The organism is Psychrobacter sp. N25K4-3-2 (assembly GCF_015351755.1).
GTDB lineage: Bacteria > Pseudomonadota > Gammaproteobacteria > Pseudomonadales > Moraxellaceae > Psychrobacter > Psychrobacter glaciei.
This window is the reverse complement of sequence record NZ_JADKLX010000001.1, coordinates 123,792-143,768: the sequence shown is the minus strand read 5'-3', so window position 1 is coordinate 143,768 and position 19,977 is coordinate 123,792. Positions and strand designations below refer to the sequence as shown.

The following is a 19,977-nucleotide window of genomic DNA, read 5'->3' as shown; positions in this document are numbered from 1 at the left end:
TAGAATAGGCTTAAAAATAGCCTATGATAATCTCGAAACCAATACTTGACTGTAAAGGTTTTCATAACCGCCGCCCATTCTAACACCGCGGACAGGAGCTGTATCTAAATAGTCTCGACCAATGGCGACGTAGACATGAGAGCTTGGTTGAAACAGCTGATTTGAGATATCAAAGGTGTACCAGTAACCGTCCAGCCATACTTCTGCCCACGCATGACTGGCCATATGGTTTTCGGTATCGTCGTATAGATAGCCTGACACATAACGGGCTGGGATATGCTGATCCCGTAAGCAGCCTAAAAACACATGGGTGTGATCTTGGCAAACGCCAGCGCCTGTCGCAAAAGACTCAGTCGCTGTCGTACCTACATGAGTCACATCTTTCACAAACGGCATCTTCATGATAAGGGCATTGGCCATCGACTTTAGGCTGTCATGCGTGGGGTTTTTTAGATAGGGCGCTGAAAACTCACGCATCTCTTGTGAACATTTGGTCAATGGCGTTTGTACAGTAAAGAGCAGATAGGGGACATGTGCCATATCCTCTAACCGTTTGGTCTCTGTATCAATCTCGACGATACCTGACGCTTGCATCTGCAAGTTATTATGCGCCTCGTTACGGCTGAGGGTAAGCCAGTCATTGCCAAAGCCGTCCTTTTGATTGGTCGCCACTTTGGGGAGCATCACCTCCCATTTGTGAATGATTTGGTGCGGCATCTGCATTGGCGTCATGCGTATATACTGGACACTGCGCTGTGCAAGCTCGCCGTAATAATAGTTGGTTTGATGGCTGATTTGAAGTTTCATGATAGCTTCCTATTTTTCTGTTTATTTCATATGTATGGTCAATCCCATATAAATCGGATATGGCGTTAGGCTTGCTTAGTCTACTATTGGTAGTACTGTTACTCGCCTTGCTATTATCCAAATTATCTGGAATCGACTGTATCATTAGCGCCTGTAATCATCTTGCGACTAGACACCTTGACGCAAGATGATATTAAACTCTTTGCTAATCAGCTGAAAATCACTAAATTTCTTCGATCTAATCATCTGATTGGCCAGACGTGTCAGCTCACGCCAGCGCGTGTTTTCAGGCAGCTCATTGATCCAGTACTTAAACTCAAGACTGACTTCTATTGAGTCTTCTTCCAGTAGCACAGCCCGCTCTAGCTGCTCAAAATGACGCCCTAATTGCCAGAAGCAGGTCACCGTTGGATGCTCTTGTTTCATAGCTGCGTTACATGCGTGTAGCTGTAAGGTTGCAGCCCGATAAGTACCAGCACTTGAAAGCCGCTTAATCAAATTATATAACTCAGCCGTGTCTTTACCAATGACGCCTTTGGCCTCTTGCACATTGTCATCTATCGATTGAACGATGTTCGGTATGATATTTCGTTCCAGATCAGACAGCATCTGCGCTTTCATGGTCTTAAACGATTCATCCGCATCCGCGTCAAAACCTAAATGGCTGATTAAATGCTTCAGCTGTGATTTTTTGAGATCGTCTTTGACCAGTTGCTTCATGACATTATCATAGTAATACAGGCGCTCGCTGTATCGGCCTAGCCATATGAGATGACTGGCAGTGGAGAGTAGCAAGATCATTGGTGCGTCATCTAGCATCTCATAGCCTGCTTCTTTAGGCTGCACACGATCATAATAGTTGGCGTGATCTGAGTTGTTGGCATCTAAAGGCACAGGCGTGTATTTGCCAGCTTGACCATTACCGTTTGGTTTTTTGGTTTCAGATTGTAGGTGACTGTCATCGACGACCCAAGTGTCCTTAATACCGCCACCTTGTGATGAGTTGACGACTAATGAGCCCTCAACCATGGCCACACGAGTCAAGCCACCCGGTACGATATCGACTGTGCCATCGCCGTGACTGAGGATAAAGGGACGCAGATCAATGTGACGTGGCGCAATGCCATCGCTGACAGCAGTGGGGTTGGTCGATAACGAAATAGTCGGCTGGGCAATAAATCCAGCTGGGTTTTCAAGTAAGCGCAGGCGATACTCTTCGATCTCCTTTTTGGTAGAAGTCGGCCCAATAAGCATGCCGTAGCCTCCCGAACCTTGGGTTTCTTTTACGACTAGCTTGTCTAAATTATCAAGCACGTATTTGAGCTCATCAGGCTTGCGGCATTGATAGGTTTCTATATTAGGCAGAATCGGCTCTTCGTTTAGATAGAATTTAATCATGTCTGGTACAAAAGGATATAGGCTCTTATCATCAGCCACACCTGTACCTGGTGCATTTACGATAACGACATTACCAGCGCGATAGGCGCTCATTAGCCCTGAGACGCCCAATATCGAGTCAGATTGAAAAGCGAGCGGATCAATATAGGGGTCATCAATGCGTCGGTAGATCACATCGATTTGTACCTTGCCACGAATACCTTGCATATAGACTTTACTGTCCTCAACTACCAAATCATAACCATGTACGAGTGGCACATTCATCTCATGTGCTAAGAACGCATGCTCATAATAGGCACTGTTAAAGCGGCCAGGTGTCAAGATGACAACTTGTGGATCATATTTGGAGGTTGAGCTGGCAAGACAGGCTTTGAGGCGGTCGGGATAATCACTGATGCCCATAATAGAGGTGTCAGCAAACATATCAGACAATAATGTCTCTGATATTTTACGGCTCTCAAGCATATAGGAGACACCAGACGGAGTACGCAAATTGTCCTCTAATACACAGAACTTGCCAGACTCGTCACGGATCAAGTCGATACCACTGATATGCGAGTAGATGGGTTTGTCAAGCTCAATACCCATCATCCAAGGCTCATAGCAGCCGCTGGCATAGACATAGCTGGCAGGCACGATGTCGGCCTTCATGATGGCTTGGTCATGGTAGATGTCATGCAAAAAAGCATTGAGTGCGGTGATGCGCTGCTTACAACCGGCTTCTATCAGACGCCACTCGCTTGCAGCAATAATACGGGGGATAATATCAAACGGAATCATACGCTCGATGTTTTTGGCATCGCTATAGACGGTAAAGGTAACGCCCTTACGATAAAAGATATTTTCTGCTTGTTCGTTTAGATAATTGAGGGCATCCATGTTGATGTTATCAAGCCAATTACCAACGGCTTTTGCCACTGGACGATACTGACCTTTAGCCGTTTGGAGCTCATCAAAGCTTGGTGCTCGTGATGGGGGAGTATCTGCTAAATTCTTGACGGGTGTATCCTCTGACTGATTCTGTGATTGGCTTTGCGATGGCTCTGAAGCGTTGTCTTTTGTACTTGTTTTAGGGGCAGCCGTGTCCTTATTTGTGTTTTGATTCTGACTTTGGTCTTGCGACTGGTCTTCTTGTGATTGATTTTGGCTCTGAGACTGAGACTGAGATTGAGATTGAGATGATTTTTTATTCATAAATACCACACGTATCCTTGGTAGAATCTAGATGATAGTGGACAGACAATAGCGTCAATTCGCCATACATAGCGCCTGTATCTTGTATGAACTATACAACGTCTACTGGGCAATATACAACAATCGTTCTATAATAAAATGGAATATATTCAATATGTTATGAATTAGAATATTACAAACAAGTGTTCTATGGTCCACTAAATAAGACAAGAAATCGTTGAACAAGGTCAATAAAACTATGAAAAAATACCATCGTTCTTTAATACTGGCAGGTATAGGATTGTCAGCGACTATCAGTGTGACTGGCTGTGGTAGCGAACCACAACAAGATCTCTTGCCCGCTGGTAGCACAGTGATAGCGCTTGGCGATTCATTGACTTATGGCTATGGCGCGAGTCCAGAAACTGCCTATCCTAAGATACTTGCAGACTTGAGCAAATGGAGAGTCATTAATGCAGGTGTCAATGGCGATACTTCTGCAGATGTGCTGGCTCGAGTGGACGAAATCACTAAGCAAAACCCTGACTTGGTACTGCTTGGCGTCGGCGGCAATGATGTGCTGCAACGCGTTCAATCTGATACGACGCGTGCCAATATTACCGAAACGATTAATCAGTTTAAATCCGCTGACATTTCAGTGGTACTGATAGCACAGCCTTATTTTAGTACCAGTGCGCTGTTCGGTAAGGCCAGTGACAACCCTATTTATGAAGACGTTGCAGATGCTGAAGATGTGCCATTATACTCTGATGGCTGGTCGACTATTCTGTCAGATGACGCATTAAAATCTGATAGAATTCATGCCAATGCGGCGGGATACAGACAGTTCGCCGAAGGGTTACATGGTTATTTAAAAGACGAAGGCTGGGTACATTAAGCCGCAAATATTAACCTTGAAAACGGTAAGTAGGGCGTATGCGTTTGGCATCTAGAATACCATAAGAAAAAAGCAGAGTGCCTAGTTAATAGACGCTCTGCTTTTTTCTTAATGACGAATCAACAATTTTTATAGTCAGGCCTTTATAGCCCTGTCATTTTATTCATCGTCACCCATGACGACTACTAAACCTTCATCAGCGGCTATTTTGCCCTCGCAAATGTTTTTATAAACCTCCAGCAAGCCATTAACCCCGTCAAGCTCTTGAATTTTTAGCCATGCATTGGTTTTCGCGGTGCTATTCATGATATAGCGCATGGAGCGTTTGTTAAATTCTTCAGGGCCCCATTCTTTCATGCATTGCTGTACATGGCTGGGCGCAAAAAACTGCTGGCTACGTTCTTGAATGATACCGTCTACATGACGAGGTTCGTCCCAATGCGTGAGACCGACATTGCTGGTGTAGCGCATGTTATCGCCTAAGTGTCTATGTAGACGGCTAAGCACGTCAGTATTGGCTGACATATCTACAATGACCGTCGGCTTAGTCGCATCAATCTGCTCCAGCGTGTCATAGCTCAGCACACCGTCATAAGCATCGATGGAATTAACAAAATCTATATGACGGTTTGATGTGAGACCGATAACGTGCGGCGCGTCTTTATCATCAGTGAGGCCATAGGCTAGGCCGATACTGGTTTTACTAGAGGCACTGATAATCACCACTTGTTCTGCGCCAAACCAGTCATTGCGCTTTAATAAATCATGCAAGCAGAATGAGGTCAAATGTAAGACAAAAAGGAGCATCCGCTGATTATCATAGGCACGGTCATAGTTTGGTTCGTGGTTAACGCGCTGATACATATTGTAGCCGGGTGGCAGCTCGGCACGATGGGCACTACCATCGAGCAGGCTGGTTTGCGTGACTCGCTTGGGGGTAATAACCAATTCGCTGGCAGGCGGAAAGTAACCAAATAGCCGTTCACCGACGGGCAGCGCCTCACTATTTGATTCGATGACATCGGCAAAGCCCCATACAGGAATAATGCCCCATTTTTCGGGTTCATTCCCATTTGGCGGAAAAAACTGCCAATAGCGTAATTGGTCGCCCATGACTGCATAAGTAATGTTGTTGGCAGTAAAAGCAAAGCGATCAACTTTGACGCGTACTTCACCATCGCCAAGAGTGTGTATAGGCGTCTCTTGCAGGCGAGCTTGGGTTAGGTTTGCTTTGTTGGTTTGAAATTCTGTCATAGTCGCTTCCTTGATAGATATTATTGGCAGTTCTAGCATTTTTTAGGCATTAGCGGTGTTGGCGTGACGTGCTGCCGTGATTTGCATAATTTCACCCATGAGCTTGGGCATGTTTGCAGCGGCTTTTGGTCCTGCTTCTTTTAGACGTTTAAGGATAGCTAGCTCTTCAGGTGGCGTATCTTCGCTGGCACGTACCAATTTAGTGAAACCGTCTAAGCGATTGTTAATCATCCATTCACGTAGCGCAGGCTCTTTTGACCAACGCATTTGATTCTGCATTTGTTTAACGAGTCCAACTAGAAAGTCCGTATCATGATTTGGGATCGGTACCACTTGGCACAACTCGTTTTTGACAGTTTCGTCATCGTAACTGGCCTCAATGTGAGCGATGAACGCGGCACTGAATACAGGCTGATAGGTACGCACGGTTTGTACCACTACGGTCTTACCTTTAAATACATCGTACGTCTCTGTCACTGGTACCGCCCGTGCGGAGCAGTCGATATGCATGGTGTTGGGAGTGGTAGCAATGCTGTCATCACCAAAATAGATTTTGTCGGTATCTAAGCGAGTCACACGGCCTTTACGCACAATGTTTTTGACCCGGCGTAACTGTGTAAGCTCTTCACTACTAATGGTGGCGCCATGGAACATTTGCGGGCGTACGTTTGGATCAATACGCATTAATACGCCACCTTTTTCTAAACGGTCAAAAAGGTCTTCGATATTTTCAGCATCAGCAATTGCTTCTGCCTGAGTGGCCTGTGCTCCAATAGTATGGGTGAAAAAATCACGAGAGGGCTGGGTATTTTGACGATTAATTAGCCAAGCGTCTCTAGGCATAATCCACGTGATATGGTCTGGGTTGATATGATTTTCTAGTAGCCATAAAATCGCATCGATACCTGTTTTGCCACCACCGACAATGACATAACCACTATGTGATGTGGTTAGATTCGGTAAGTCGTTTAATGGGCCAAATTTAACACCATCAGCAATCTCAAAGTTTGGGGTATGGGTTGCTGGTACTGAAGTTTTGAAGTAAGTGCCATCAATGATTTTTTTGTTGACCTTGACCTCATAGCTGGTATCAGACAGTAACGATGAAAATTTACCATTACCTTGATACTCACACATCGGGAAATACTTCACACGGCCACTTGGTAAAAACGTATGCTTCATGACTTTATCAAAGTACGCCATGACTTCTGCGCCTGATGCCAGCTCGGACAAGCCTTTGTTTAAACCAATCTTATCAATCATACCGCCACAAAGCTCACGCGAGCTAACACCATAAAAAGACGATGGCTGATGCAGTGTGACAAACGAATAGGCATCGTTCCAATGACCACCGGGCTTATGCTGCTTATCGACGATAATAATATTAGCATCGGTCTCTGTAAGTAGTACGTCGGCAAAAGCCATGCCCACCGCGCCACTACCAATGATTAGATAATCTGTTTCTAGCTGTTGAATACTCATAGCGTCCTTACTCTCAAGTTAAATTTTTATCAATACAATCAATTCATAATCGTTTGTGCATAACAGTGTTATATACTAGAATAACACTGTTATAATTGTCAAGATATAGTGAGAATCTAATGGATGCCAGAACCAAAATACTAAATGCCGCATCTGAGCTTTTTTTAGAAGGGGGCGGGGATGCCCTAAGCGTGCGTGCCATCTCTAAACGTGCAGGATTGTCCACTATTGGTATATACAGTCACTTCCAAGGTAAGCAAGGCATACTGGATGCGCTATATATTGAAGGGTTTAATCTCGTCCGTGACGCCATGAATGTCATTCCGGACGGTAAGGCAAATAAAGAACAAGTATTAGAGGCGTGCCTAGGGTATCTCAATGTCGGAGAAAAATATGAGGCGCATTATCGACTGATTTTTGGGGAGTCTGATGCAGGATATCAGCCCTCAATCGAGGCCATTGCAGCAAGAGATAGTGCTTTCTCAAAATTGGTACGGGTGGCGGGTTCATATCTACCAGATGGTGCTGGTATTGAGGAGCGCAGGCAAATAGCGCTAGATATATGGGCCATCGTGCATGGGTACGTCAGTATCAGTCACCACATGGTGTTTACCGATGACATAAAACTGGACTGGAAATCAATGGCGCTACGAGTGGTAGCAGTGCAGTTGGATGCCGTTGACATAACTAAAGCTAAAGTAAAGCCCTTCTAAAAACGAGCTTAATTATCAGTATAGATATCAAACAGCAATCAATAAATAAATACTCATAATAAGCAGACAAATGGCATTTCAATCAACCGCTCTTTTATTCAAAAAAAATAAATAAGTAAACATGGATTTTTTGTCTTGTAAACCATATTTTTTTAGGTTATTTTTTAATATTGATTAGATTTCTTTGACCAAGGAGAGGCCGTTTGAATACTATCTTATCACCGCTTACCGTTTCAGTCGTTGCGGCCCTAGCAATGCTGACAGGCTCGCAAACATTTGCAGATGCTCAGTACGGTACTTATGGTGAAGAAACGGCGTTAACGCTTGCCCGCGACTATGCTGGCAGGTATACAGGATCTGACAAAGAAGTCCAAGCTGCTGATTATATGCAGCAGCGCATGACTATCGATGGCAGCAATAACCAAGTCAATCGCCAAACTTTCGATTTCGTAGCGCCTCGTGGTTTATTCAAAGGTGAGACGTTAACGAGCAATAACGTTGTCGTGACCCAAAAAGGTAGTGCTGATACCAACAGAACGCTGTTTGTCGGTGCACATTATGATTCTGCCGTCGCCTATCCAAATTATGAGAATTTAGAGGCGTTGGATGATAACGCTTCTGGATCTGGCGTTTTGACTGAGTTGACAAGAAACCTGACTGGTATTGAAACAGAGCATGACATTCAGTTTGTGGCATTTGGTGCAGAGGAGGGTGGTCTCAATGGTTCAAAGGCGTTTGTTGATCAGCTCACGGACGCAGAAAAAACGACCGCACTGGGTATGATTAACCTAGACAGTCTGATTACAGGCGACAAGATGTATGCCAACGCAGGGCGAAATGCTTACGATAATAACGGCAATGAAGTGGCTGCCAATGTAAGTTTGCGTGAAAATGCGCTGCGTATTGCTAAAGAGCTTGGTATTACAGTGGAGGTCAATCCAGCCATTATCGCACCAGGTAATACAGAACCATACGAGCCTTATGGCGTTGGGTGCTGTAGTGATCAGGAGTCTTTTGATAGTGTCATGCAGGTCGTCGGATTTGAGGCAACCAACTGGAGCCTCGGGCCTGACTATGATGGTTACACACAAACTGAAAACCCAGATATTCCAGGTGGCTATACGTGGCATGACCCTGCATTAGACAACGAGGAAGTACTCACGGCGGCCTTTGGTGCAGAACGACTATCACAAAGAATGCGCGACTACTCTCGTATCATCAGTAGATTGATTGTCGAGCAAACCAATGCTGATATCATCGCATCAGCCAAAAGTGCGCTCAATCTGCAAAACACGATGGGCTTAGCTTTACAGGACAATGCTACCGACTCGCACTCAGCGGTGCTTGAGCGCGCCAATGCTTTGGCATTGCATACTCTCGACGATGCGGAGCCTGTTAATTCTGAGTCGCGTACTCAGCTTTGGGTAGATGGCTCCCAAAGCTACGTGAATGCTGACGCCGCACAAGAAGGCACTCGTGCCAATATTGGTCTATATGGCGAATATATGGTACAGCCGAGCTGGCGTGTTGGCGCAGGTGTGCAAGCGGCCAATCAAAACAATAAAAGCGTAGAAAACGGTATTAAAAAAGACACAAGCTATGGTGTTCAAGCCTATTCTTTATTGGGCGGAAAAGACACAGCTTGGTGGAATACTACTTCTTTAAGTCTGTCTAAGCATGACTTGGACGTTAATAGAACCATCAGGCTCGATGGTAATGACGGCATCAACATTATCAACAATAGCGAACGCGGTAATGCCGATGCCGATGTGTTTAGCGCACACAATGAGCTTGGCTACAACTTTCTTATGCAAAAAAATATCGCTCATGGTGCCTTTTTGGGTCTCAATTACAGTGATACAGACATAGAGGGTTATACCAGTGGCAATGGTAATTCTCGTACTGCGCTCAAGATTGATGACACCTCTAGCGAGGCATGGGATTCAGAGCTTGGTTACCAGTTACAGTATGGTTTTAATTTGATGGGCACGCCTGCCAAGCTTCAAGGCAAAGTCGCCTATGTGCATGTGATCGAAGATGGTCTAATAGATAATTTATCGACCACGTCTTTAGCTGACGGTCGGACAAGAGAGGTTAGCATTACTCAAGCAGATAAAGACGACGACTATGGACGTTTTGAGCTGAGTGTGAGTAACAAGGTTCATAAAAACGTTTATGCGTATCTGAATGGCGATACCACCTTTGCACGTGACGATAAAGACAGCTCAGTACAACTAGGCTTGCAATATCAGTTTTAAATATCAATGTATGAATGTCATAATTTGTGAATATAAACCTGCGCTGCTCAATAATTGATTTATGAGCAGCGTTTTTTTCTTATATATTTTAATATACCAATTATAATGGCGTATTATTGGTTACCGCTATAATATTCAGCGGTGGTAATACCAATATGTGTTCCAAATATTATAATAATAGGGGTGACGTGTATGTTTGGCATTATAAAAGACTGGCGTGAACAGCGTATATTGGACAACAGCGAGTTTACCCATGCCGATTGGGTACAAGCGGCTGAGCATATTGTGATACTGGATAGATTAAACAATGACGAGATGACGCATCTGTTTGAGCTGGCGACTTTGTTTTTGGCTGATAAATCCATTACTGGTGCGCAAGGGTTTGAAATCACTAATGCTGTTAGGCAGTCTATTGCGCTGCAAGCCTGTTTGCCTATCTTAAACCTAAGCCTTGAATGGTACGCTGGCTGGTCATCTGTCATTATCTATCCGGGTTCATATAAAAGCGACAGCACCACTGTAGATGAATTTGGTATTGTCCATGAGGGCACTCAGCACCGTAGCGGGGAAGCATGGTTGCGCGGGCCTGTGATATTGTCATGGAAAGATGCCAAGCATTCAGGAGAGCGCGATGGTCACAATGTCGTGATTCATGAGTTTGTGCATAAACTTGATATGATGAATGGCCGCGCCAACGGTTTTCCACCGATGCAACCTGATATGGATCCTGCGCGATGGACTGAGATTATGGCGCGAGATTTTGAGGACTTTCAAACCCATCGCAAGTCAGGGCTAGATCGCTATGGAACGACCAATCCTGCTGAGTTTTTTGCGGTACTGAGTGAGGTTTTTTTTGAGACACCGCAAAAGCTAGTGGACGCGTATCCAGATATTTATGAGATTATGGTGAAATTCTTTAAGCAAACACCACTATGAATAAAGAGTACAGAACCTAAAGCCTTCAATACGGGCTGATCAATTGAAGGCTTTAGGATTGGGAAGCTGAGATGATTAACGCTATAAATGACGACATGTCAACAGTAGAGATCTATGAAAGTGCTGATGGAAAGGCGCAAGTAGATGTGCGTTTTGAGCAAGAGACCGTCTGGTTGTCACAAGCGCAAATGACCGAGTTATTTGGGCGTGACCAATCAGTGGTTTCTCGTCATATTGCCAATGCCATAAAAGATGAAGAAATCGCTGAAAAAAGCAATATGCAAAAAATGCATATTGCAAACTCAGACCGTCCGGTGACTTTTTATGACTTAGACGTGGTTATATCAGTCGGTTATCGCATTAAATCTCCTCAAGGTGTGCAATTTAGGCGTTGGGCAACACAGCGCTTACGTGAATACTTGGTACAAGGCTATACGCTCAATCAGCAGCGTTTCGATAAAAACTCTACCGAATTGCAACAAGCGCTAAAACTAATCAAGAAAACCGCACAAAGTCCCGAGCTTAACACCGACGAAGGACGCGGACTGGTTGAGATTATAAGTCGTTATACGCAGACATTTTTATGGTTACAGCGCTATGATGAAGGTCTACTGGATAGTCCTGCAGGGCAAGATGGTGGTATCTTACCCAGTACGACTGAGGCGATGGCAGCACTGACAAACTTGAAAGCGCAGCTGATAGATAGGGGTGAGGCGACTGAATTATTTGCTAAACCTCGTGGTGATGGTTTGGATAGTGTATTGGGTAATTTGCAACAAACTGTCTTTGGTGAGCCTGCGTACCCAACTATCGAGAGTAAAGCGGCACATCTACTATACTTTATGGTAAAAAACCATCCTTTTACTGATGGTAATAAACGCAGCGGCGCTTTTCTGTTCGTGGATTTTTTGCATCGTAACCACCGACTGCTGAATGATAAAGGTGACATGGTCATCAATAATACTGGGCTTGCAGCATTAACCTTATTGGTCGCTGAATCTGACCCCAATCAAAAAGAGACTTTGATTAAGCTGATTATGAATATGTTGTCGTTAGAAGGGTAATAAACAGGATTATTGTCAACAATCCTGTAGCATAAGTTGCAAAATATATCTTAGTATTTGAATATATTGTATTTATAATCAGATAGATCAGGCTGCCATTTTAAACGCGCCCTATAAAAGTGGTCAGTTAATCGTTTTTATATGCTCTAAACTGTCCACTGGTCATTAATGACAGCCACGAGATAACGCTTACCTTGATATTCCTCGAACACCAAACGCATCGCACGCCAATCCATACCGCTATATTTTTCACTGCCATTACTGTAAAACTCAACGAAGTCAGAATTTTGATATATTTTGTTTAAGTTGTTAATGCTATTGCCCATAGCTTTACTACTATTAATACTGATCGCTGCATTCTGATCAAATGCACTAGCAGCGACCCAATTGCTCAAATAGTCAGGTAGCGGCGTGATCAATAAATCACCCGTGCCATCTTTTTCACCCCACGTAAAGCGAATCTTTGACTGTTGTAGATACTGTGCATACTGCCCGCGACTAAAGACTTTGTCGGTCTCAGGACGTATATATGCATACATCGAGAACCGGACGCCACGTGTGGGATGAATATCATTGGCGATACTGGCATAGTCGCCATTAGCCAGTGCGTGCTGAATACGCAATGATTGCTGTTTAAGCGTTTGCTGACTGCTATCAGCATTGCTAGGCATTGATGAGCTACTGGTTGGTTGAGACACAATGGCTTCGCTAGACTCAGAAACGGACTGGCAACCAGTCACGGTCATAGTGAGCAATAAAAGGCTACTAGAAGCCAATGTCGCAGATTTTTTCTTAAAAAAAGCAGGTAATATCGTCATAAAATCATCCTTAACACGATTATCAGAGATAAAAAATCACTCAAAATTGTCATGAGAACAAATAAAAAAGTATCATAAGAGCGCTATGAAATGGTTCTTTTGGTAAGTAAACCTGAATGATACGATAATACAGCAGAGTCCAAATATGGGTATGATGTAATAGGTTGTAACACTTATAGAATAAAAGCTTGTAGAGAACATCATGCCAACATATAAATCACTCATATTTCTGCTAACCATAGGACTGATGCCTGTCGGTAGCGCTACAGCAGATGTGACAAAATCAGATCAGAAACAAGCTGTTATGGCTGCTATGAAGATTGCGACCATCACAAAGATGTATCAACAAGATGCTGATGACCAAGGGTTGAGCAATCCTGCTGTGCTACAGCAATATGCCAATGCTGATTTACAAGCAGCTATGAAGCTTGAACAAGATTATTTTGATAAAAATCAAACGTCCTGCAATATCGATTATGATGTGCTGTGGGATTCTCAAGATCCTGATTATATGCAAGACAAAAAGTTTTCGATGACTGAGCAAGGTTTGGTTCAGGTTAGCTTGGCGCAAGGCAGCGATATTTATTATGAGTTATCATGTGATGCTAATGATAAGCGTGCTGATTGCCAAGTCGCAGACGTAATCTTAGATGACGATGGTAAAACTTTGCGTAAGCATTTGCTTGAGACTTGTCGTTAGCAGTTAGCAGTTAGCAGTTAGCTGGAACTGACATCAAAAATGTCTAAGCTAAGACAGTTTTTAAGTATGGGATACTTACCTTCTAAGACCATTGGTTTGTTTTCGCATAATGTAACAGACGTTATGACAAAAAAGCCCGCTGCTAGACTTGTCCAAGCAGTGGGTTTTTTTTGCACGTAGTGAGGCGTCATAATGTCCATTATGCGAAATCAACCTCGCTTCCTAGGGTCTTTTCTTTTCCCTACAGTTGACATCTTTTGTCTACACAGCAGTCATAGTTCTTGAAGTGCAGCCTGTAGCGCCTGATAGCATCTTTTAGCTATCGGGTAGCGTTAAGGCATTAAGACAGCCCATCGATACTCTAGAGACTTTTCCAGCGCGATATGACAACGCCACTTCGGCAGCGGTGGATTATCGCGCGTTGCTGGGAGTCCACTATATTTAATGGTGGACTCTTTGCCGAGATTTCGGTATTTATCGGGCTTATAGCGTAGCCTGTAAGCCCTAAGTACATGATTTTAATGTAATTAAAATCACTTGCTTATAATGTCTTTACATAGTAAAGTATTTGTAATTACAAATAAGGTATTTATTATGAATTCACCAGACTTCTTATCACAGATCGATTCTTTAGTTAAAGACAGCTCTAAGGTAAACAAGCAAAAGGTTTCAGCTCCAAAGAAGACTAGAAAATCTACTAAAGAAGCTAATGTTACTTTCAATATGAGAATTAATGAGAGTCTTAGGAATCAGTTTCATGAGTTGTGTTATGAGAATGATACAACGATGAGTCGAGAGATTAAACGCTTTATACGTTCAGCGGTTGCTAATCAGGAATTGTAATTAAAAAGCGCAGCACCTAGCGACTGTAATCGTTTAGTGCTGCTAACCACAGTAGAACTACAACGGAGTTCAATATGGCTATTCAAGATGTTATCACTTTGTTAGGTAAGAAGGTCACGTTTTTACAGTATCCACGTTATCTAGGAGTGCCTAATGAGCTTCAGCTCATGGTCACGGGTCACGTAGAAGCAGTTATTATCCATCAGCATATGTTTGAGACTGAAATACTGGTCGATGGTGATTATTATTCGATGGCAACGTTAAAATTTATTGATTTATTACCAAATCCAATTGAAGTAAGTTAGTATATAAATATTCCTTAGTAACGACGTCAAAGCCCATGTATTTTATACGTGGGCTTTTTCTTTGAAGCCATTGGTTTGTTTTCGCATAATGTATATTATGTTAAATAGGTAGTTTGATACTTAGTGAGCTGACACTTATGCTTATATGAGACGATGATTTTTCAAACCATGAATAGATAATGTTTAACATGCCCTATTCTTTTTATCTACTAATGCGCCAACCTCTGAATTTGGCAAAGAAACCTTTCAATCTTTCAGAAAAGTTAAAAGCCTCTGACTCCAGCACTTCTTCAACATGATGGCGAGCTGCCAGTATCGGCTGCTGTACCAATCTTTCGTGATGATCAAAAGCCCGATCAAGACTGATACTCATGATAGATAAATTAGTCGGACGTGGTAGACAGCGATACACCTGACCCTTATTAATTAAATCAATGACCATATGAGCGTCTTTGAACTCAGTCAGCATCAGAACCATTAGATCTGGCTGGATGTTTTTTAGGGCATAAACGATGGGTGTAATATTTTCTTTATTCAGCGTCGAATCCGTAATAGTGACGCCAAAGCGTTTTTTTTGTAGTAACTTTGCGGCCTGTTCAAGGTTACTGGCCCAGCTCACGGTATAAGCGCTCTTAAAATGACTTTTTATTTGTTGATAGACGCTCTCATCGTCATCTAATACCAATATATTGCGATTGCTAACCGTGCCACTATCAGCATGGTTTTGAGTCGCATCCTTTTCCGTAGTATTTTGCGTTATTTCTTGGGTTTTCTGAGCAATTTCTGTGGCTTTATTAACGATTTTTTTAAGTTCATCATTTTGCCATGGCTTAGTGATATAGCGATAAATTTCGCCCTCATTCACAGAATCCATCACGGCATTTAGATCCGCATAACCGGTTAGCAAGATACGAATAGTATTTGGCGAAGCCGCTTTGATGTCACTCAATACTTCCGTACCTTGCTTATCTGGCATACGTTGGTCGCTGATGACCACTTGTACCTCATTCTGGCTGACATATTCCATCAGCTCAGTAGCATCGGTAGTAATAAATACGTCATGTGACTGGCGAAAATGCATTTTTAAGCTGCGCAAGATACGTGGCTCGTCATCAATAAAAGCAATTTTTGGTTTTTGCATGACGCTCTCTTTCAATAAGTGGCTGGAAGTCTCTTAACTTTCAAATAAGGCTTGCGAAGGTTTCTTTTCATGAGCGATAGACTGTATCGGTAGCATGAGGGTAAACGTCGTGCCCTCCCCAACTATTGAGCTAACCTCAATGCGTCCATCGTGTTGCTCCATAATTTGTGCCGTAATGGCCAATCCTAACCCTGTGCCATCGCCTGCTTTTTTGGTGGTAAAAAACGGCTCAAAGATATGATTTAAAACATCCTCTTTGATACCAGATCCATTGTCTATAATGCGTACCACAACATACTGCTGCGCCTTATCAACAGACGAGCTGACTTTTAATGTCCCTTTATGATCACTAGGTATGGCTTGGGCGGCATTATTAAATAGGTTCAATAGTACTTGGTTGATTTGCGAAGGATTACATTGAATCAGCGGCAGCTCGGCTAAATTGGTTTTGACGTCTAGCGTTTTTAAGTTATTGCGAGCCATAATCAACGAGGTATTGATACACTCATTGATATCGATATCTTTTACCTTAGATTCGTCAATTCGAGAAAAATCGCGCAAGCTGACGACCAGTTCAGCAATTTGATCAACACCATACAGTCCATCCTTAATCAGATTGGTCAAATCTTCACTGACTTCATCTTCTTTAATCTCGTCACAGCATTGTAGCGTTTGCTCTATCAGCTGTTTGACTTGCTCTTGGTTGATAGTTGGCGCTTTTAACGCCTGCAATAATTGATCGGTATGTTGTAGCAGCTCATCAAAACGAACAAGATTATCGCCGACCAGCTCCATGTTACTACGCACATAGCCCAGCGGCGTGTTGACCTCATGTGCCACGCCTGCCACCATTTGACCTAATGTAGCCATTTTTTCGGAGCGCACCAGATGCACTTGTGAGGCTTTTAACTCATCCATGGCTTGCTGTAAGTCTTGCGTACGGGCGGCGACTTGTTTTTCTAGATGAACATTGATTTCAGCAAGTGCGCCTTCATTTTCGACGACGCGGTCGATCAATTGATTGGTCTGTTCACTGATGATTTGAATTTCGCTGACATTTGAGTGTGGTAGTTTAAGCGCGCTTAATTGTTGATATTTTTTTTGCTCAATCAATGCGCCCATATCAGCCACTGCTAGTGCCATGTGCTTTAGTGGTCGCGTAAAGTAGCGACGGAACGCCCATGCGGTCAACAACAAGATAGGAATAAAACCCAGTAGCATGGTTTGAATCAGCTGGTTTGACAATGCATTTGCCACGCTCATCATGTCATTATTGGGCTTGACGATGACCATCTTCCAATAGGTAAACGGCATACGAAACACAAAGGCGGTGGCAGGCTGCTGCAACACAAAATCATTGGGCACAGCGATGGTCCCAATCAAGTGACTGTCTACCAAATTAAATGTTTGGTCAATATTTAATAGCAGTAATGCTGACAGTAACTTGGATTCTTGTTCGCCGATTTTATTCAGGTTAGTCGTACTCAAAATACTACGTGCCGCGAGCGTATAACGACCTTCATCTTTGGCAACGGCCTCATCGATGAGTGTTTGGTTAATATTATCTAGGCTGTCCGCAATAGGTGCAAAGGTAGGGTTTTTCTCGGCCAATTGATGCGCAGTTACCATCTCGCCTTGGGGGTTATCCTCAGTCACTTGCGTGACCATAGATTGATCAGGAAAGGTCAAAAATCGATTGTCCAAGTCTACCAAAAAGACATAACCACCCAGCTTATCTTGCCACTTTTTCATGGCGTCATCGAGGTTATCTAATAGCAGATTAAAACTCACTACCCCATCAAAAGCCTGATTGCGACTGTCATACAATGCCTTGGCACACGTCATCATCGGCTGATTGCTTTGCGGATCGACATAGGCACGGCTCCAGACACAGTGGTCATGGCGTGCGTACATCGCAGGAATGTACCACCACTCTCGATAATAGGGACTCGGCGTTTGGCGCACTTGATTATAATACTCTAACGGCTGCATGTTGCCTGAGTCATCACGCGCCCACACAAACGACTGGCGCTCTCGGTTTTGAGCATACATATTTGGATCAAACCACACGCCACCGCCCACAATCCGTTGATCGGTCTGTTGCATGAGATTGCCAAAGGTTTCTTTATAAAGGCGGTCTTCTTTTGGTAACCCGCCAGCCATCGCACTGGCTGCCTTTGCCAGTCCGTCGACGTGGCTGATATTTGCCATAATGCTATTAATGGCTTCGTTACCCGTTTCAACCACCGTCTCTGAGGTCATCTCCAGTATGCGAGGCTTAGCTTGGGTTTCGATGACCCAGTACACCATCAGGATAATTAGTAAAAAAGCCAACGCTAAAATAATCAGCATACGTGTGGAAATACTACCAAGCCGACCAGCAACACTCATAGATAAACCTTATATTGATGCGTCTACCAACATCAATGAATCACTTAATGAATAAAGACATCAGTGATACGCAACCACCATTTATAGTGGGCTCAAGGATACGATGCCGTCATGACAATATGATGACAAAAGTTTTGTTTTATCAGGTGTTAACCAGTAGCTTTTAATTTTAGCGACAACTGTGGTGATGTTAGGAGATACAATCCTGCCAGCATTTGTCTTTGCTAGTTGCTTAGTATAAATTAGGTAGGTGTGAACATTATTTTGCTTACTATTACTTTTCTTACTAGTGGTAAAATTATATTTTTGATAGAAGACAGTTACTTATATTTAATTATCTAAATACTTCATTAACCACGCCAAAAAATCATCGCTAGTTGTTGATACATTGAGTCTTAGATGAGTTGAAGCACTTGCATCTGGATAAAACAATTGCCCCGGTGCGACCAGCCAGCCTTCTTTGTAGGCATCTAGTGCCAGCTGGCTCGTATCTTGCCCCGTGTCTACCCAAACAAAGAGACCTGCTTGTGTATGTTCAGGGTAGATAAGGCCTATCTTTGGTAATGCTTGGCGCATTCTTTCATGAGCGCTATATAAATGCTGCTGCACTTTTTTAATCTGTCGATGATACTCACCATGCGTCCATAAATGATGACAAACTCGTTCACCAAATTCTGGCGTGTTTGAATTACTCAAGGTTTTCATACGTAATACATCATCGATATAGTTATCAGGACAGACTAACATGCCGACTCGCCAGCCGGACGCCATCGACTTTGAAAACCCTGTCGCATAAAAAACCCGTTCAAACTGGTCAAGACTGGCATAACGCAGCACTTGGCCACCCGGTACGAATGCAGCGTATAAATCATCTTCAAAAATATAAGCATCGTACTCATGAATAAGATTGAGTACTTGGTGCGCGCGCGCAGGATGTAGATTATAAGAAGTCGGATTATGTAGCACACTGTTGGTTAAATATAGCTTAGGACGATGCGTGGCAAATAGCTTTTGCATGTGCTCGATATTAGGCCCTTGATGGTCACGTTCTACAGAGACGACGTTTAAGCCCTGTTGTTGCAGGCAACTTGATAGCCAATACCAGCCCGGCCCATCAACGACCACTGTATCCCCAGCTTGAGTAAGAAGCCGCGCCACCATGGTCACGGCTTGCGACACTCCTGCTGTAGTAATTACATGGTCGGCATTAGTTTGCATGCCTAGCGTATGTAGGTGTTGAACCAGCTGCTGACGTAGCGGTAGATAGCCGTGAACATTGCCATAATCATAGATAAAGCTATCGGCTTGCTGAGTGACCTGCCGTATGGCCCATTCCATCTTATCATTACGTATCCAGTCTCTCGGTAATGTTCCCACTCCTGGCGAGCGATGATGTGGAATATCACTAAAGACCTGCTGTACCAGCCAGCGCGTATCTATTACTGGGTGCTTAACGACCACTCTTTTATCATTATTTGGCTGGACTACTTGTGCTTGCGTATTGACATAATAGCCCGAGCTGGGCTTAGCGATTAGCACACTGGTAGCCACCAATTGCTCATAAGCTTGTACCACCGTAAAGGTTGATATATTTAATAGTTTCGCTAACTTTCGCACCGATGGTACGCGTTGGTTGGGCAAGTAAATCTGCCAGTCAATACGCTGCTGTAGCCATTCAGCGACGGCGGCAGTTTTGGTTAAATTGGGATTGAGTGTATAGGTTTCGACCATAATGAAGGACGCCTATTTTTATATGAGGTTTATGAATAAAAGAAGTGTCATGCTGAGAATAACTA

At 43.5% G+C, this 19,977-nt stretch carries 15 protein-coding genes and 1 pseudogene; 8 read left to right on the top strand and 8 right to left on the bottom strand.

Annotated elements, in window-relative coordinates:
• Positions 1-21 precede the first annotated feature (21 nt).
• Together IOD06_RS00560 and IOD06_RS13680 are read right to left on the bottom strand one after the other, a co-directional pair.
• A complete protein-coding gene (locus tag IOD06_RS00560) occupies positions 22-807 on the bottom strand; it encodes a transglutaminase family protein (RefSeq protein ID WP_189581966.1) in 786 nt (261 codons plus the stop codon).
• Positions 808-1,764: 957 nt separating this feature from the next.
• Positions 1,765-3,123, bottom strand: a pseudogene (locus IOD06_RS13680) (circularly permuted type 2 ATP-grasp protein); the annotation flags it as partial.
• A gap of 514 nt (positions 3,124-3,637) precedes the next feature.
• Here IOD06_RS13680 and IOD06_RS00550 point away from each other — a divergent pair.
• Positions 3,638-4,276 (top strand): GDSL-type esterase/lipase family protein, encoded by a 639-nt coding sequence (locus IOD06_RS00550; protein WP_194618522.1) that lies wholly within the window; start codon positions 3,638-3,640, stop codon positions 4,274-4,276.
• A gap of 159 nt (positions 4,277-4,435) precedes the next feature.
• On the opposite strand, the gene IOD06_RS00545 is transcribed toward IOD06_RS00550, so the two are convergent.
• On the bottom strand, positions 4,436-5,530 hold the full coding sequence (locus IOD06_RS00545) for a DUF2855 family protein (RefSeq protein WP_194618520.1): 1,095 nt from the start codon (positions 5,528-5,530) through the stop codon (positions 4,436-4,438).
• A 42-nt stretch (positions 5,531-5,572) separates the two neighbouring features.
• Positions 5,573-7,012, bottom strand: a complete 1,440-nt coding sequence (locus IOD06_RS00540; RefSeq protein ID WP_194618518.1) for an NAD(P)-binding protein — start codon at positions 7,010-7,012, stop codon at positions 5,573-5,575.
• 119 nt (positions 7,013-7,131) lie between these two features.
• On the opposite strand from IOD06_RS00540, the gene IOD06_RS00535 reads away from it, so the two are divergent.
• The 4 genes from IOD06_RS00535 to rhuM all read left to right on the top strand — a co-directional run bounded on the left by IOD06_RS00535 (position 7,132) and on the right by rhuM (position 11,983).
• Positions 7,132-7,725, top strand: a complete 594-nt coding sequence (locus IOD06_RS00535) for a TetR/AcrR family transcriptional regulator (protein ID WP_194618516.1) — start codon at positions 7,132-7,134, stop codon at positions 7,723-7,725.
• 203 nt (positions 7,726-7,928) lie between these two features.
• On the top strand, positions 7,929-9,983 hold the full coding sequence (locus tag IOD06_RS00530) for an autotransporter domain-containing protein (RefSeq protein WP_194618514.1): 2,055 nt from the start codon (positions 7,929-7,931) through the stop codon (positions 9,981-9,983).
• 192 nt (positions 9,984-10,175) lie between these two features.
• Entirely contained in the window at positions 10,176-10,919 is a 744-nt protein-coding gene (locus IOD06_RS00525) for a zinc-dependent peptidase (RefSeq protein ID WP_194618512.1), read from the top strand.
• A gap of 71 nt (positions 10,920-10,990) precedes the next feature.
• Entirely contained in the window at positions 10,991-11,983 is a 993-nt protein-coding gene (gene rhuM, locus IOD06_RS00520) for a RhuM family protein (RefSeq protein WP_194618510.1), read from the top strand.
• A gap of 146 nt (positions 11,984-12,129) precedes the next feature.
• Here the strand turns inward: rhuM and IOD06_RS00515 are convergent, their stop codons facing one another.
• Complete coding sequence (locus IOD06_RS00515) at positions 12,130-12,801, bottom strand: hypothetical protein (RefSeq protein ID WP_194618508.1); 672 nt, start codon at positions 12,799-12,801, stop codon at positions 12,130-12,132.
• Between the two features lie 202 nt (positions 12,802-13,003).
• On the opposite strand from IOD06_RS00515, the gene IOD06_RS00510 reads away from it, so the two are divergent.
• From IOD06_RS00510 to IOD06_RS00500, 3 genes are all read left to right on the top strand, one after another.
• Positions 13,004-13,501 (top strand): hypothetical protein, encoded by a 498-nt coding sequence (locus IOD06_RS00510; protein ID WP_227669823.1) that lies wholly within the window; start codon positions 13,004-13,006, stop codon positions 13,499-13,501.
• 594 nt (positions 13,502-14,095) lie between these two features.
• Entirely contained in the window at positions 14,096-14,344 is a 249-nt protein-coding gene (locus tag IOD06_RS00505) for a hypothetical protein (protein ID WP_194619680.1), read from the top strand.
• A gap of 74 nt (positions 14,345-14,418) precedes the next feature.
• Complete coding sequence (locus tag IOD06_RS00500; protein ID WP_194618506.1) at positions 14,419-14,649, top strand: hypothetical protein; 231 nt, start codon at positions 14,419-14,421, stop codon at positions 14,647-14,649.
• 202 nt (positions 14,650-14,851) lie between these two features.
• Here the strand turns inward: IOD06_RS00500 and IOD06_RS00495 are convergent, their stop codons facing one another.
• From IOD06_RS00495 to IOD06_RS00485, 3 genes are all read right to left on the bottom strand, one after another.
• Positions 14,852-15,790 (bottom strand): response regulator, encoded by a 939-nt coding sequence (locus IOD06_RS00495; protein WP_194618504.1) that lies wholly within the window; start codon positions 15,788-15,790, stop codon positions 14,852-14,854.
• A 33-nt stretch (positions 15,791-15,823) separates the two neighbouring features.
• Entirely contained in the window at positions 15,824-18,181 is a 2,358-nt protein-coding gene (locus tag IOD06_RS00490; protein ID WP_194618503.1) for a PAS domain-containing sensor histidine kinase, read from the bottom strand.
• Between the two features lie 330 nt (positions 18,182-18,511).
• Complete coding sequence (locus IOD06_RS00485) at positions 18,512-19,912, bottom strand: PLP-dependent aminotransferase family protein (RefSeq protein WP_194618501.1); 1,401 nt, start codon at positions 19,910-19,912, stop codon at positions 18,512-18,514.
• Between the last annotated feature and the right edge of the window lie 65 nt (positions 19,913-19,977).